We start from the raw sequence: 13686 nt of genomic DNA, 5'->3' as shown, positions 1-13686 counted from the left end.
AGCCGCCGAACGAAATCGTCGTGCAGCGGTTCTTTGGCACGTGCAACGCCCAGTATGGAGATCGCACCGACGTTGCGGCTGCCGAGGGCGAGTGCGGCATCATGACCACGCTGATCAATAAGTTCAGCGCCGAGAATCCGGACGTGCGGGTTCGTGTCAGCCCGGTGGCCTGGCCTGGATATAACCAGCTGGCCGCGCAGCTCGCGGCCGGCGATCCGCCCGATCTCGTGACCATGCACTTGTCGTCGATTCCCGATTACCAATCCAGAGCGCTGATCGAGCCGCTCGGCAAAGAGCTGCGCGCCGTTGGCGTGGATCCGCAGAGCTTCACGGCCGCCAGCTCGGCGGGCGTCAACATACAAGGCGATGTCTACGGCCTGCCCATCGATAACTGGGCGCCGCTGTGGCACATCAACATGAACTACTTTCGGCAGGCCGGTCTGGTGAAGGACGGCTTGCCTGTCCTGCCGCGCAGTCCGGAGGAATTGCTCGAGCATGCGCGTCGCTTCAAGGCCGCCACGGGCAAGCCGTACCTGGTGCAGACGCTTGCCATCGAGCGAGCGTCCTACGCCCGCAATCTGTACACGTTGTTGATGCAGCAGAACGCGAACATCTTTCCGGATCCACAGCACATCAATCTGCAATCGCCAGAAGCGAAACGAGTGGTGGACTTGTTTCGACAGATCTATGTCGAGGATCTCACGACCAAGAATCTGGACTACGCCGCTTCCACCAACGCGTTCATCAACGGCGCCGGCGGTGTCTTCATCGTCGGCACGTGGTTGATCGGCGACTTCGAGGCCGAATCGCGCCGGCCTGACCGGCCGCTTTCGAACGGCTATACCGTCCGGCCATTTCCGCAGCTTTATCTCGGGCGCGATGCGACCTACATCGACGGTCATGCCTGGGTGATGCCGGCGAAGGAACGTACGCCGCAACAGCGCGAGGCCGTGTTCCGGCTGCTCAAGTTTTTCGCGGACAACAACTTCGAGTGGTCGCGCACCGGCCATCTGCCCGCCTATCGAGCCGTCATCGAAAGCGAACGCTTCAACGCGCTGCCTCACCGCCGGGAGATCTCGAAGCTCTCGTCGACCGGCATGACCTTGCCCGCAAGCGTGCAACGCCAATTCCCGGTGGCGGACATTGTCGGCGAGGAAATGTCAGCCGCCATCACCGGCCACAAATCCGTCGATGCCGCGCTCGCGGATGCCGAGCACCGTATCAACGACCTGCTGTTTCACGTTCTCTAGCTCACTGGATCATCGTCATGCTCACTTCACGCATCGTCGTCGACCGCGACTTCGTCATCTCCGAACTCGACCGCCGCGTGTTCGGCACTTTTGTCGAGCACATGGGGCGCTGTGTTTACGGCGGCATCTACGAACCCGGTCATGCCACCGCGAACAAGGACGGCTTCCGTCAGGACGTGCTGGAGCTGACGCGCGAACTCGGCCCGACCATCGTTCGCTATCCCGGCGGGAATTTTCTCTCGGGCTATAACTGGGAAGACGGCGTGGGTCCGAAGGACAAACGTCCGACTCGTCTCGATCTCGCGTGGGGCTCCACCGAGACCAACGAGTTCGGCACAAATGAATTCATCACCTGGTGTCGCACCGCCAAGGTCGAGCCGATGTTCGCAGTGAACCTCGGCACGCGCGGCCCCGATGAGGCTCGCCATCTGCTCGAGTACTGCAATCATCCCGGCGGCACGTACTACTCGGATCTGCGTCGTGAGCACGGTTACGAGAAGCCTCACGGCATCAAGTTCTGGTGTCTCGGCAATGAAATGGATGGTCCGTGGCAGATCTGCCAGAAGACCGCGCAGGAATACGGCCGCGTCGCGAAGGAAACCGCGAAGGTGATGCGCTGGGTCGATGGCGATCTGCAGCTCGCTGCGTGCGGCTCGTCGCAGCGTGCGATGCCGACTTACGCGTCGTGGGAGTACGAAGTACTCGACCACTGCTTCAACGATGTCGATTTCATTTCGCTGCACGCGTACTTCCGCAACGACAGCAACGACGTCAAAGAGTTCTTCACCGTCATCGAAGACCTCGACTCCTTCATCAAGGAAGTGGCCTCGATTGCCGACGCGGTAGCCGCGAAACGCCGTTCGCCGAAGCGCATCATGCTTTCGTTGGACGAGTGGAATGTCTGGTACAAGGCGCACTCGCCGTCCGACCTGCGCAAGCCGGGCTGGCCGAAGGCGCCGCCGCTGATCGAAGAGATCTACAACTTCGAAGATGCGCTCGTGGTCGGCGGTGCGTTGATCACCATGATCAACAACGCGGATCGCGTGAAAGCGGCCTGTATCGCGCAGCTCGTCAACGTGATCGGTCCGATCATGACCGAGACCGGCGGTGCGGCCTGGCGCCAAACCATTTTCCATCCGTTCGCGCAGGCTTCGCGTCACGCGCACGGTCAGGTGCTGCGTGCGAAGGTGCAGTCCGAAACGTTCTCGACCAAGACGCATCCGAATGCGTCACTGCTGTTGTCGAGCGTCATTCACGACGAAGCGACCGGCACGGTGACCATCCTGGCGCTCAATCGCAGCACGACGGACGAGATGCAGCTGGATGTCGAGCTGCGTGGCTTGGGTGAAGGCCGCAAGGTGGCGCTTGCCAGCGAGCTGCATCACACCGACCTCAAGGCCATCAACAGCAAGGCCGCGCCCAATGCGGTCGCGCCGAAGGAACGCACCGACGTTTCCATCGACAAGGGTGTGGTCAGCGCGAAGTTGAAGCCGCTGTCCTGGAACGTCATCGTCACGACGCCGGCGTAAGAAGCCACGCCGGCTAAGTAGCGCGCGTTACTGTCCTTCATTGACCTCATCCACCGTCGTCTGGCCCGTCCAGCGACGGTAGAGATGAGCCCAGGCCATGCCGATGGCCATGATCAGCGCGAGCACCACCAGGCCGACCCAGATCAGGGCATTGGTGTTCTCCAGGCTGACCCAGCCCCAAGACGCGACCAGCCAGACCAGTGCGGCGCACAGCGCGAGTGCGAGCACCATCCCAATCAGGCCGATGGACTTCAGCGTCGCCCCCAGGAACACGATCCAGCCGATCAAGAGCAGGATGCCGAGCACCGCCTCCACCGGCGTCACACTCGGAAAACCGTCAGCCACCATGTGGACATACGAATAGCCGCTGGGGTTGAAGGTCAGCAGCACGAGGATCAGTGACAGCACCACCCGCACCAGAAACCCGCTGAAGCTCAGATCGTTCACGTTTGGCCCCCTCGCCGCGAAGAAGTGCAGTATCGACGACGCGGTGCGCCGTGTGAAGCGGCGCGGAAATGCCCACGGAGCGTCGTCTGCGCGCGCGTGCCTCGGCATGCCATACGTGGTTGCAACTACATCGGTCCGTTCCGCGCGAAATCGCGCGCCGTGGCGATGAAAGCGATTTGCGCATCGACTCGAATTTCAACAAACAAGCGCGCCAAAAGTCGTGGCAGTCTGCGAAGCAGGCTCTCGAGTCGAACGTGCGAAAACTGCCGAGAATTGTTTTTTTCCGCGTCCCCTAGGCGCTGTCGGCTGCTCGCCAACTTCGATGGATTGATATTTCCACATCCCAAATCAGGATTTAGTTTTTAGGAAGAACAAACAAATGGAAGCTCGAGCTAGTGATCAAACACGAAAGTCGCGCATACTTCAGATCTCTCGGTGCGCACGTCTCGGTGCTGCGCAAGTCGCGGGGGATGACGCAGGCGGAGCTGGCGCGCTCCATCGGAGTATCTCAGCAAGCTGTGTTCGCGTACGAGCTCGGCGACCGTCGCATCTCAGTGCTCGTGCTCCTCAAGCTTTCCAAGGTGTTCGGTATTTCGGTCGAAGACCTGGTCGGTATGTCCAAGCCCACGCGCGTTCCCAAGGGGCGTTTGTCGCCTCGGGCCATGCGGCACGCCGAACGGTTGCAGGCGCTGACCAAAACTCAGCAACGCTTCGTCGTTCGCATCATCGACGTGCTCGAACAAAGCAACTCGCGTTAGAGGCCGCGGGCTGCGGCGGGAGCGCCGCATGACGCCGCCCCGCAAGCCCACACGGCTCGACGCGAGCGCCATCGCGTCTCTCATCGTCACCGTGGAAGGCAGCAAGGCGATCAAGGACGTCGATTTCGCCGCCTTGCTCGGCATCAGCCTGCCGGATTTCTATAAACGCATCGGCCACAAGCTGTGGATCCTGAAATCGCCAGCCTATTACAAGCTGTCGAAGCGTTACGCCCGCGGCCGGCTCGATTCCCAGCCCGCGCTCGCCTTTACGCAGTCCGGCGTCATGATGGTCGCCAGCATTCTCGGCGACGACACTTCGCTCGATGTCGGCATGGACATCGTTTACGCGCTGAGGAATCGACGGCGGGATTCCGTCCATAAAAGACGTCCGAGCCGCCGGCACAGCGATCCAGCAAAGGCCGCGCGTTACTACGAAGCCATGGCGCGCATGCTGCAGGGACGGCTGCACGAGCTGCTGAAAAAGATGAGGCACTGACTCGATCGGTTTAACAATTGCGAGTCCGATTCAGGGATCGCCCGCGTGGCAGGCACATTGTGACAATTTTGGGAAGGTGACAGTTCTGTGATATCGGCCGCGACGCGGCTCGCGCTATTCATTTTGTGAAGTAACTCTCCTTGTCGATGTGCGCCGCTGCCTACAGTGTGCTGCAGTTCGCAACCCCAGGAGATAACAATGAGCAATCCGTACGATACAGCCAGCGAGCGGATGTCGATCCTGCCACCGACGTTGCGCTTCAAGGGCGAGCTCTCGGCCGATGAGGACCTGCTGATTCAAGGCCAGATCGAAGGCACGATCAAACATACCCAACGCGTCACCGTGGGCAAGGAAGGCAAAGTCAAAGCGAGCATCACCGCGCAGACGATCAAGGTCGAAGGCACCGTCGAAGGCGACTTGCATGCCGAGCGTTCGGTGTATGTGGAGGAGTCCGGCAACCTGCGCGGCAATATTCACGCGCCGTCGGTGTGCCTGGTCGAAGGCTCGAAGTTCAATGGCGCGGTCGACATGGATTCGAAGAAGTCGGCGCAGCTGCGAGGTAAGACGGGAACGTAAATTCTGTCGAAGGGCCGCGGTTCAGGATCGTTCTCAACTTGAAGAAGTCATTTTGGAGACCTCGTATGCGCAGCTTCGGATTCGATCAACGGCAGGACTCGGGCACGGACACGGTTCGCGTGCCGTCACTGTCGTCCATGCCTCTGTCTCAATCGCAAACACCTTCTACGTCTGTGGCCGAGCCGCCATCGAAGGCGGCCGCACCGGAACGCAAGATCGCCGTGCTTGGCCCGACGTTGCGGTTCAAGGGTGAGCTGAGCGCGGAAGAAGACTTCATTCTGCAGGGCCGGATCGAAGGTTCGATCAATCACACTCAGAGCGTCACGATCGGCACGGATGGTTCCGTGGTTGGAAACATCTACGCGCGTGTCGTTGTGGTGGATGGCAGCGTCGAAGGCGACCTGCACGGCATCGAATCGGTCGTCGTCCATGAAACCGGCCGCGTCGCCGGAAACATCTTCGCGCCCAGAGTCGGGCTGGTGGATGGCGCCGTGTTCAACGGCCGCATCGACATGACTGGCAGCAACGCGGCCCAGTCTGCGCCGGCATCGGGTTCTAATTCCAAGAAGAGAGTGGAAAGTCCAACCATCAATCCAGGTCAGCCGCTGTCGGCGGAGGAAACGGAAAAGGTGTTGGGCGGAAAATGATCGTGATTTGGTATCACCCTGCGTCCGTGGGGTGATACCACCTGCACTCGGGGTGTAGGCTTCAGGCGGGAGTAGGACAGAACTAGGAAATACCCGCTACATGAGTACACGGCTGTCGCTCTGGTTCAGCAAGCGCGTATGTGCAAGCGTTGTCGTAGCTATCTCATCTGCGCTCGCGGGTTGCGAAACGTACACCTACGGCCGCGTTGTCATCGAGACACCGGCACCCATTGATCCACGGTGCATCGGTGCAGCCGCCGGACGCGTGGATCCGGGGGAAGTCTACGGGCCCGGGCCGAGGCAAGGCGGCGCTGTCGAGATCGGAGTGAAACGCGGGACTTCGGCGGTCGGCATCCACCTGTACGAAGGCATCATTACTGTACAGTTCGGTTGGTCCGGGCGAGAAAGCGAAGAGGTGGAAGCAGCCTCATTTCGACTGCTCGATGACGTTCGTCACGCAGTGACGGATTCCTGCGCCATTCAGCAGCCACCCGCTACGATCACTTCGAACTGCCGGACTCGCTCGATTCGCGACTGCGAAAAACTGCTGGACGTTGGTTGAGCGGGCGATTCGGAACGTCATGCGCGCGTCGCTACACATAAGGCCATCCAACAATAAGCGCAACCGGAATGAAGACGATACAAGCCAGAACCCCCAAACAACCGGAGCGCGATCCGGGCCCCCTAATGCGGCCAACTTGAGTGTTCGGATGGAAGCGCACCCATCCCGAATGGCATGAGTCGCAGAAAAACTTTGACTTCCCGTTACGCCACGCATTGATGGTGCGAGGCGTGTGCTGGCATGTCTTGGAACAGCGGGCGCAGCGAAACGATTTTTGCTCCGGCGCCTTGCGGCGACCGAGCAGGAAATATCCGATCGCCAGCGCCGCAACGATTGCGGCAATGTATTCCGGCTTCATTTCCATAGATGGCTAACGTTGCACTTCGCTACGCTCAGATCCTTCAGCTGGAACGCATACTGTTATTCCATCCGCCGCTTGTCGGCTTCGACGCCATGTCAGGCGGCGCTCGCGTTTGCGTTCCAAAATGGGCGGATTTCAATCACACCCTTGCCCCTGGCGCAGGGCGTGTTTGCAACCATCTTTACAACCTCATCGATGTCTTCAGCTTCGATGATCGAGAAGCCCGCCAATGTCAGGCTGGTTGCATGCGGTTGCTTTGAGATCTCCAGCTTCTTGTCCCAGTTACGCACAGACGTTACCTGTGGGCGAACGGCGGACATGGTCGCACCTCGTGAGCGAATAACATCGTCCTGCGCCAGAACCTCAGCCTTCTCGTCATCGGTGAGCGAGTCCCAGCCCGCCTGATCGCCAAATGCAAGACACAGAAATTTCATGGTTGATCCATCCTGTCGATGGCCCCAGATGGGCCTCCGATAGATAAGACGATTGGCGAGCCCAAAGTTCGATACGCCTGGCTCGCCGCGAGCTCCAACTAATTATGATTCAGCAGACGTTCGTGCTCCGCCAGAGTCCTTCAAGCTCAGCTCTCGTCTCTGAAGGTACTAACGTCGTAGAAACTCCTTGCTGACGCTCCGTCACGCGGCCGTGAACTGCATGACCCAGTTGGTTTCCCAGGTCACGCCGTTGTCGGCGGAGAAAGCCTGCTCCCAGCGAGGATCTTCATTTGGAGCACAGAGCCAGGTGAAGCGGATCTTTATGGGCCTGCCGGCGAAAACGTCGTCTGTATAGAACAATCCGGTGCTGCCGCTGAACTTCCCTATGACGGGTTTGTCGAGTTGCGTCGGATTGCGGCCATCCAACCACCAGATGGACCAGGTGCCGGTCTTGGAACAGTAGGAGCGGACTGCGATCGCACGGAACGTCGCTTCGGGGAAGTGCAGGATGTTGTCTTCGATGTTGCCGAAGCCGCCCAGCGTCTTGCGGGTGGAAGAACGGCCGGAGAACTCGGTCCAGGAGGTGCAGCCGGCCAGGCGCTCGTTCAGCCGTCGGTGTTTGACCGTCCAGTCGCCGATGATGAAATCGAAATCTGTGGGGGCGGAGCTCTCGAGGGGAAGAGTCATTGTCGAACGGGGCCCTGCTGATGAGGGCGACTCGTGACGCCCGGCGTTGTGCTTGAGAGGCGTCGCTGCGGAGGTTTTGATCCGCAGCGTCGCACATAACTTGTGAAGCTTATTTCCGGAGCGACTTGCCCAACTCCTTTGGACTTACCAGAGCATTCAAGAACTCGAACGTGCCCTTGTCAAGAATCTCATGGGCCGCGTTATAAACCCCACTCATCGCCGCCCGATGCAACGACGTCGCCAAACTGATCCGACGCACGCCGGCCTCCTGCAATTCCGGCACGCTGAACGACCGGCCCGGAATGCCAACCATGAAGTTCACCGGCTTCGACAACGAAGAGCACACCGCGCGCACCGCCTTCAAATCCGGCAACCCCGGCGCAAACAACACATCCGCGCCCGCCTTCTCGAACGCCTGCAGTCGCTTGATCGTGTCGTCGAGGTCGGGATGGCCGTGCAGAAAGTTTTCGCAGCGGGCGGTGAGTATGAACGGCGTGCCGAGCGACTTGGCGGCCTCAACGGCGGCAGTCACTCTTTCGACCGCCTGCTCGAAGTCATAAATCGGTTTGGTCGGATCGCCGGTGTGATCTTCGATCGAGCCGCCCGCCAGTCCCGTTTGTGCGGCGAGGCGAATCGTTTCAGCCACATGGCTGGGAGCGTGGCCGAAGCCGTTCTCGAGGTCCGCGGCCACCGGCACATTCACAGCAGCAACCAGCGTCTTGCAGTGGGCGAGTGCTTCGTCTCGGGTGATTTTGCCGTCTTGTCGGCCCAGCGTATTGGCGAAGGCCGCGCTCGACGTTGCGATGGCGGGGAAGCCGAGGCCGGCGAGCAGCATGGCTGAACCGGCGTCCCACGCGTTCGCGATGACGAAGGCGCGAGGCTGTTCGTGTAACGTGCGAAACGCGGCGGCTTTATCTCTTTGCGTGGCGGTCATGACGGCTTCTCCAGAGGTTCATGTTCGCCGTCACCGTACGCGGAAAACCGGTCAGCCGCTGTCAAGAACTTAAGCTGACCTCAAGTCGCGGGGGCGCGCGGCGGGGCGACGGAAGGATGTCGCAATCGGCGATACAGCGCTCGCACTCGCATGTACAAATCGGGGTGGCGCGCCAGCCAATGCCGGATTCTGGGCACGATCCGCAGGTGATATCGCAACCGCCCGCTCGGCGGCACCCGTTCACCCAAGCCTTCCTCGATGGTGTAGATGCAGGGATTGCAGGTTCCGCACGGCTGGCCGCGGCGGGGGCGGTGGCAGAACCAGGTGAGTTTCATGACTTCGTCGAAGCCGCCGGCGCGCGCTTCGGCCTGCATTTGCCGCTTGGTCATGTCGAACAGCGGGAAGCGGAACGTTTTGAACAACTCGTAACGGCAGTCGCCGGCGAAGCGTGCATCGAGTTGATAGCGATCGGGGCCGATCAGCTCGACGAGCAGCTCGCGGGCCTTGTCGTCGCGGTGAATGGACAACTCCATGCCCTCGATGCCGTGCTGGCGGCAATAGCGCGCCAGCCATTCGTACTGGCCGCCGATGAAGCCGATGGCGAGGCAGCGCTCGTAGTAACGCTGAGTTTCGGTGTCCGCCTCGATGTCGGCGAGCTGGCATTCGATAGTGTCGGCCAATCTGACAGCTGCCTCGGGCCAGTGCTTCAGCAACGCCTGCCGGATCAGTCGCATCGCTTCGCGCTCGGCGGGGACGGCTGGCCGATAGTGCAGGCTGTCGAGGATGTAGTAGGGCTGAACTTCGTGCTGCTCACGAAGCAGCAGAGTCAGCAGCCGGAAGGTGGAATCCCAACCTCCCGTCCACAATAGAGGCGTCGTTGCCATGAGTGCCCTCGGGGGGACCGACATCGTTGCCGGGACGTGCGAAACAATTTTACTGACCGGCTGAGCCCGCCAGACTCGTGGAATGACGAACCGGGCCGGCCCATCGTTCCCTCGCGATATAAAAAACCGCTGTCGACGTCGTACGACAGTTTGCATCGGCGCACGCAGCGGCCGCAGCATCCGCTACACTTCGCCTCGGCAAAGTCCCCCCTGGCCCGTGCGAAAGTCAGCGATGAATAAACCCCTCGAAGCTGTGCGAGAACCAGCCGTTGAAATCCGTTTTGGCCAGGTCGGTCTGGCACAGGTGCGCATTCGCACCACCGATGCCGGGGTCATTCTCGATGAGTTGACCGGTCGCGTGGCTTCGGCGCCGCAGTTTTTCGAGCGGACCGCGGTGTGCCTGGACCTGAGCGCGCTGGAAAAAGAGCCCACGGCGAGTGACATGCGCGGTGTGTTCGACGCCGTGCGTCGCGCCGGCATGCTCGCGGTCGGATTGGCCCACGGCACGCAGGCGGTCGACACGCTGGCGCGTTCGCTCGATGTTCCGGTGCTGACGCAGTTTCGCGTTCAGGGCAAAGCCGCGCCGGTGCAGCCGCCGCCGCCCGTGAAAGAAGTGCCCAAGGCAGCGCCGCCGCCGGTCGAAGCGCCGGTATTGCATCCGCCTTCATTGATGCAGCATCAGCCGGTTCGTTCGGGGCAGCGCGTCTACGCTCGCAATTCGGACCTGGTGGTCACCGCAACGGTGGGCGCCGGCGCCGAAGTGATTGCCGACGGTTGTGTACACATCTATGGAACGCTGCGCGGTCGCGCCGTGGCTGGAGCCCGGGGCGAAGTCACCGCGCGCGTGTTTTGCCAGGAATTTCATGCCGAGCTGATCTCCATCGCCGGCGTGTTCCGGGTGTTCGAGACCTTGCCGCCCGAGCTGGCCGGCAAGCCCGTGCAAGCCTGGCTGGATGGCGACGATCTGCGCTTCGCCCGCATCGGTGGCTGAAGTGCGGACCCGCCCGATCCTTCCTCTCGAACCGAATACTCACCAACTTCCTCACTCTACTTTAAGGGGAGAGTCCCACTTTGACTGAAATCATCGTTGTAACTTCCGGCAAGGGGGGCGTCGGCAAGACGACCACTTCCGCCAGCGTCGCTTGCGGCCTGGCACGCCGAGGCAAGCGGGTCGCCGTCATCGATTTCGATATCGGCCTGCGCAACCTCGACCTCATCATGGGATGCGAGCGCCGCGTCGTTTACGACTTCGTCAACGTCATCCAGGGCGATTGCACGCTCAAGCAGGCGTTGATCAAGGACAAGCGCCTCGAGACCCTGTTCGTACTGGCCGCCTCGCAGACGCGCGACAAAGATGCGCTGTCGATGGAAGGCGTGCGCAAGGTGTTCGACGAGCTGATCGCCGATGGCTTCGAATACATCATTTGCGATTCGCCCGCGGGCATCGAAAAGGGCGCGCACCTCGCCATGTACTACGCCGACCGCGCCATCGTGGTCGTGAATCCGGAAGTTTCCTCGGTGCGTGACTCCGATCGCATCCTCGGCCTGCTCTCCAGCAAGACGCAGCGCGCCGAGAAGGGCGAGGAGAAGGTGAAGGAACATCTGCTGCTGACGCGCTACAGCCCGCGTCGCGTCGCCACCGGCGAGATGATGAGCGTCGGGGACGTCAAGGAAATCCTCGGTCTCGATGTCATCGGCGTGATTCCGGAGTCGCCGGATGTGCTGTCGGCGTCCAATGCCGGCACCCCGGTCATCCTGAACGAGCAGAGCGACGTGTCGAGAGCCTATGAGGATGCGGTCGGCCGCCTGCTGGGCGACACCTTGCCGCTACGGTTCCTCGAAGAACCGAAGAAGGGCTTCCTGGCCCGCATGTTCGGAGGTTGAGAATGGGACTACTCGCATTCTTCCGCCGCTCCCAGCCGACCGCCAACGTCGCCAAGGAGCGGCTACGTATCATCGTTGCCCAGGAACGTACCGCGCGGGGCGGTCCAGACTACTTGCCGACGCTGCGGCGTGAGCTGATGGAAGTGATCCGCAAGTACATCAATGTCGATCCCGAGGCCGTGCAGATCAACCTCGAGAAAGAGGACGGCCACGAGGTGCTCGAATTCAGCGTGGCGCTGCCGGAGAAGGGCAAAGCGTAGCTGCGGTAACTAACGGAGATCACCGGGTACATGGATGTATCCCGCCGCCACAGGCGGCGGCGAGCAGCAAAAAGTCACGCCTTTTTGCTGGCTCGCACGAGGGTCGTGGCAGGATGCCCGATCCCGAGTAAAAAGTGACGCGCAGCGGGTCGATGATCTCCGCTTCGATGTGTGGGTTGCTCAGCTCGCCCGGCGCCGCACTTCTTCTTGATACAGCGCCAGCTCTTCATTCATGGCGCGCGCCACGTTGGGACGCTTCAGCATGCGCTGGAAGTAGTCGTTCACCGCCGGCCACTGTTTCAAATCGACGCCGCTGAACGCGCTCCAGTTCAGGATCGTCGTCAGGTACGCGTCGACAATGGAAAACTGCTCGAGCGCGAACTCGTGCGTGGCGAAGTGATCTTGGAGCAGCGCGAACCGGGACGGGACTTTGGTTCGCGCATACTCTTTCGCACCCTCGGGCGCGGTCGAATCCAGCAGGGGATTGAAGATGCCCTTGTGCAGCTCCGAGTTGATGAAGCCGAGCCACTGCTGCATGCGGGCGCGCTGCAGTCCCGACGTGGGTGCGAGCTTCGCTTCGGGAAAGCGATCGGCGACGAATTGCAGAACGGCCGAGTTCTCCACCAGCACCGTCTGAGCGTCGATGCCCAGTGTCGGCACCAGCGTCAGGCGATTGATTTCGGCGAAGTCGCGGCCGGTTTTCAACACGCGCTTGGATTTGAGATCCACCTGCGTGAACTCGGCCGGCGCGCCGGCCTCGTACAGCGCAATTCGGGTGGCGAGCGAGCAGGCCAGGGGTGAAAAATACAGATTCATGGACAGACTCCGGGTCCGGTGGGTTTTTGTACCGAGCGATATATAATTCGCCCGGCGGCCGTCGGTGGTCAAGTATTTTTATGCGAAATGGTACATAAAAAAGCAACTCGGGCCCGCGGCCGGCCGCGAGCCTATGACCCGGCCGCCGCGCTGACGGGCGCGAGGGATGCCTTTTGGAACCAGGGCTATGCGGGTACATCGCTCGATGTACTCAGCGATGCCACCGATATGAACCGGCCGAGCATGTACGCGGCGTTTGGCGACAAGCACTCGCTGTATCTGCAGACGCTCGATCGCTATATCGCCGATGGCGCCGCAGCTCTGAAGCAAAACCTGAGTCGCGAGCACTCGCTCGCGGAGGGGCTGCACCGCTTTTATGAAAACGCGATATCGCTCTACCTGGAGCAGGGCGGGCCGCGCGGCTGTTACTTAATATCCACTGCCACCACCGAAGCGGTACAGGATCCCGAAGTCGGGAAGAAACTTTTGGGCGCGCTGCGTGGCTTGGATCATGCCATCGAACTGCGGCTGAGCGATGCCAAGGCCGCTGGTGAGCTGGACCCGTCAGCCGATCCCGCCGCGCTGTCGATGATTGCGTCGGCGGTGCTGCACACCATCTCCGTTCGAGCGCGTGCTGGCGAATCGCGAGCGGCGCTCAAAGCCATCGCCGATCGGGCCATCGAGCTGATCTGCGGCAACTTCCGCGGCTGACAGAGCTGGGCTATATTGCACGCCATATGACCGCCCACCGAATCATCGGGATTCAAATTCGCCGCCCGGCATCCGCGGATGCCGGGGTGTCGATGCGAATTGTGAATTCAGGTGAATCAGAGGCGATCAATCATGCAAGTCGGCAATGCTGCAGCTCTGCGGCTCAAAGCGGTGGTGGAAGCGGATCCAGGCGCACTGGTCCGCGTACTGCAATTCTTCCAGGCGCGTAACCTCATCCCGCGCTCTGTCGCGAGCGAACGGCTCGGCGACGAATACCTCCAGATTCAGATCGAGCTCGATCCGACCGAGCTGGCCGATGACGGCTTTCGCATCGTCGTCTCCAAGATCAACGAGTTGCCCATCGTCCTGGCCGCGGTCGCCTGCGACTGATCGTTGGTCTGGGCCAGGGACGCCCAAATGCAGCGGGCACATGGACGTGCAGGAGCTGCC

The 13686-nt window shown here is 61.1% G+C and carries 17 protein-coding genes; 11 read left to right on the top strand and 6 right to left on the bottom strand.

The genetic code is table 11. The annotated features are described in order from the left end of the window. Together GYH35_RS19595 and arfA are read left to right on the top strand one after the other, a co-directional pair. The coding region (locus GYH35_RS19595) for an extracellular solute-binding protein (RefSeq protein WP_161829282.1) at positions 1-1250 on the top strand (1250 nt) is incomplete at its 5' end. A gap of 17 nt (positions 1251-1267) precedes the next feature. Continuing rightward, positions 1268-2779 (top strand): arabinosylfuranosidase ArfA, encoded by a 1512-nt coding sequence (arfA, locus tag GYH35_RS19590; RefSeq protein WP_161829281.1) that lies wholly within the window; start codon positions 1268-1270, stop codon positions 2777-2779. A 27-nt stretch (positions 2780-2806) separates the two neighbouring features. Here the strand turns inward: arfA and GYH35_RS19585 are convergent, their stop codons facing one another. Beyond that, positions 2807-3226, bottom strand: coding sequence for a DUF6524 family protein (locus GYH35_RS19585; protein ID WP_129642066.1), 420 nt, complete (start codon positions 3224-3226; stop codon positions 2807-2809). Positions 3227-3621: 395 nt separating this feature from the next. On the opposite strand from GYH35_RS19585, the gene GYH35_RS19580 reads away from it, so the two are divergent. The 4 genes from GYH35_RS19580 (at position 3622) to GYH35_RS19565 (ending at position 5703) form a co-directional block, all read left to right on the top strand. Next, on the top strand, positions 3622-3984 hold the full coding sequence (locus tag GYH35_RS19580; protein ID WP_161812847.1) for a helix-turn-helix transcriptional regulator: 363 nt from the start codon (positions 3622-3624) through the stop codon (positions 3982-3984). Between the two features lie 28 nt (positions 3985-4012). Continuing rightward, entirely contained in the window at positions 4013-4480 is a 468-nt protein-coding gene (locus tag GYH35_RS19575; protein WP_161829280.1) for a hypothetical protein, read from the top strand. A gap of 198 nt (positions 4481-4678) precedes the next feature. Continuing rightward, on the top strand, positions 4679-5056 hold the full coding sequence (locus GYH35_RS19570; protein ID WP_161812849.1) for a bactofilin family protein: 378 nt from the start codon (positions 4679-4681) through the stop codon (positions 5054-5056). 65 nt (positions 5057-5121) lie between these two features. Next, complete coding sequence (locus tag GYH35_RS19565) at positions 5122-5703, top strand: bactofilin family protein (RefSeq protein ID WP_161812850.1); 582 nt, start codon at positions 5122-5124, stop codon at positions 5701-5703. Positions 5704-6721: 1018 nt separating this feature from the next. Here the strand turns inward: GYH35_RS19565 and GYH35_RS19560 are convergent. From GYH35_RS19560 to GYH35_RS19545, 4 genes are all read right to left on the bottom strand, one after another. Continuing rightward, a complete protein-coding gene (locus tag GYH35_RS19560) occupies positions 6722-7060 on the bottom strand; it encodes a YciI family protein (protein ID WP_161812852.1) in 339 nt (112 codons plus the stop codon). Between the two features lie 201 nt (positions 7061-7261). Next, positions 7262-7747, bottom strand: a complete 486-nt coding sequence (locus GYH35_RS19555) for a DUF1579 domain-containing protein (RefSeq protein WP_161812853.1) — start codon at positions 7745-7747, stop codon at positions 7262-7264. A gap of 109 nt (positions 7748-7856) precedes the next feature. Next, the gene (locus GYH35_RS19550; RefSeq protein WP_161812854.1) at positions 7857-8681 is read right to left on the bottom strand and encodes an isocitrate lyase/PEP mutase family protein; all 825 of its coding nucleotides are present in this window, start codon (positions 8679-8681) and stop codon (positions 7857-7859) included. Positions 8682-8761: 80 nt separating this feature from the next. Continuing rightward, positions 8762-9565, bottom strand: coding sequence for an adenine nucleotide alpha hydrolase family protein (locus GYH35_RS19545; RefSeq protein ID WP_161812855.1), 804 nt, complete (start codon positions 9563-9565; stop codon positions 8762-8764). 232 nt (positions 9566-9797) lie between these two features. Between GYH35_RS19545 and minC the strand changes: the two genes are divergently transcribed. The 3 genes from minC to minE all read left to right on the top strand — a co-directional run bounded on the left by minC (position 9798) and on the right by minE (position 11709). Then, positions 9798-10556 carry a septum site-determining protein MinC gene (gene minC / locus GYH35_RS19540; RefSeq protein ID WP_161812856.1) on the top strand — a complete coding sequence of 253 codons (759 nt, stop codon included), beginning with the start codon at positions 9798-9800 and terminating at the stop codon, positions 10554-10556. Positions 10557-10636: 80 nt separating this feature from the next. Further along, a complete protein-coding gene (gene minD, locus GYH35_RS19535) occupies positions 10637-11449 on the top strand; it encodes a septum site-determining protein MinD (RefSeq protein ID WP_161812857.1) in 813 nt (270 codons plus the stop codon). Positions 11450-11451: 2 nt separating this feature from the next. Then, complete coding sequence (gene minE, locus GYH35_RS19530; protein WP_129642078.1) at positions 11452-11709, top strand: cell division topological specificity factor MinE; 258 nt, start codon at positions 11452-11454, stop codon at positions 11707-11709. A 180-nt stretch (positions 11710-11889) separates the two neighbouring features. Here the strand turns inward: minE and GYH35_RS19525 are convergent, their stop codons facing one another. Then, the gene (locus GYH35_RS19525) at positions 11890-12525 is read right to left on the bottom strand and encodes a glutathione binding-like protein (protein WP_161829279.1); all 636 of its coding nucleotides are present in this window, start codon (positions 12523-12525) and stop codon (positions 11890-11892) included. An 87-nt stretch (positions 12526-12612) separates the two neighbouring features. Between GYH35_RS19525 and GYH35_RS19520 the strand changes: the two genes are divergently transcribed. Further along, a complete protein-coding gene (locus tag GYH35_RS19520; RefSeq protein ID WP_161812859.1) occupies positions 12613-13236 on the top strand; it encodes a TetR/AcrR family transcriptional regulator in 624 nt (207 codons plus the stop codon). A gap of 132 nt (positions 13237-13368) precedes the next feature. Beyond that, positions 13369-13626, top strand: a complete 258-nt coding sequence (locus tag GYH35_RS19515) for a hypothetical protein (protein ID WP_161812860.1) — start codon at positions 13369-13371, stop codon at positions 13624-13626. Positions 13627-13686: the final 60 nt, after the last annotated feature.

Source organism: Steroidobacter agaridevorans (genome assembly GCF_009932555.1).
Taxonomy (GTDB): domain Bacteria; phylum Pseudomonadota; class Gammaproteobacteria; order Steroidobacterales; family Steroidobacteraceae; genus Steroidobacter; species Steroidobacter agaridevorans.
This window is presented reverse-complemented; position numbering and strand designations above follow the sequence as displayed.

Excerpts from the sequence above, each read along its gene's own strand:
- arfA (WP_161829281.1), top strand. The coding sequence starts at position 1,268 with ATGCTCACTTCACGCATCGTCGTCGACCGCGACTTCGTCATCTCCGAA.
- GYH35_RS19575 (WP_161829280.1), top strand. The coding sequence starts at position 4,013 with ATGACGCCGCCCCGCAAGCCCACACGGCTCGACGCGAGCGCCATCGCG.
- GYH35_RS19570 (WP_161812849.1), top strand. The coding sequence starts at position 4,679 with ATGAGCAATCCGTACGATACAGCCAGCGAGCGGATGTCGATCCTGCCA.
- GYH35_RS19565 (WP_161812850.1), top strand. The coding sequence starts at position 5,122 with ATGCGCAGCTTCGGATTCGATCAACGGCAGGACTCGGGCACGGACACG.
- GYH35_RS19560 (WP_161812852.1), bottom strand. The coding sequence starts at position 7,060 with ATGAAATTTCTGTGTCTTGCATTTGGCGATCAGGCGGGCTGGGACTCG.
- GYH35_RS19555 (WP_161812853.1), bottom strand. The coding sequence starts at position 7,747 with ATGACTCTTCCCCTCGAGAGCTCCGCCCCCACAGATTTCGATTTCATC.
- GYH35_RS19550 (WP_161812854.1), bottom strand. The coding sequence starts at position 8,681 with ATGACCGCCACGCAAAGAGATAAAGCCGCCGCGTTTCGCACGTTACAC.
- GYH35_RS19545 (WP_161812855.1), bottom strand. The coding sequence starts at position 9,565 with ATGGCAACGACGCCTCTATTGTGGACGGGAGGTTGGGATTCCACCTTC.
- minC (WP_161812856.1), top strand. The coding sequence starts at position 9,798 with ATGAATAAACCCCTCGAAGCTGTGCGAGAACCAGCCGTTGAAATCCGT.
- minE (WP_129642078.1), top strand. The coding sequence starts at position 11,452 with ATGGGACTACTCGCATTCTTCCGCCGCTCCCAGCCGACCGCCAACGTC.
- GYH35_RS19525 (WP_161829279.1), bottom strand. The coding sequence starts at position 12,525 with ATGAATCTGTATTTTTCACCCCTGGCCTGCTCGCTCGCCACCCGAATT.
- GYH35_RS19520 (WP_161812859.1), top strand. The coding sequence starts at position 12,613 with ATGGTACATAAAAAAGCAACTCGGGCCCGCGGCCGGCCGCGAGCCTAT.
- GYH35_RS19515 (WP_161812860.1), top strand. The coding sequence starts at position 13,369 with ATGCAAGTCGGCAATGCTGCAGCTCTGCGGCTCAAAGCGGTGGTGGAA.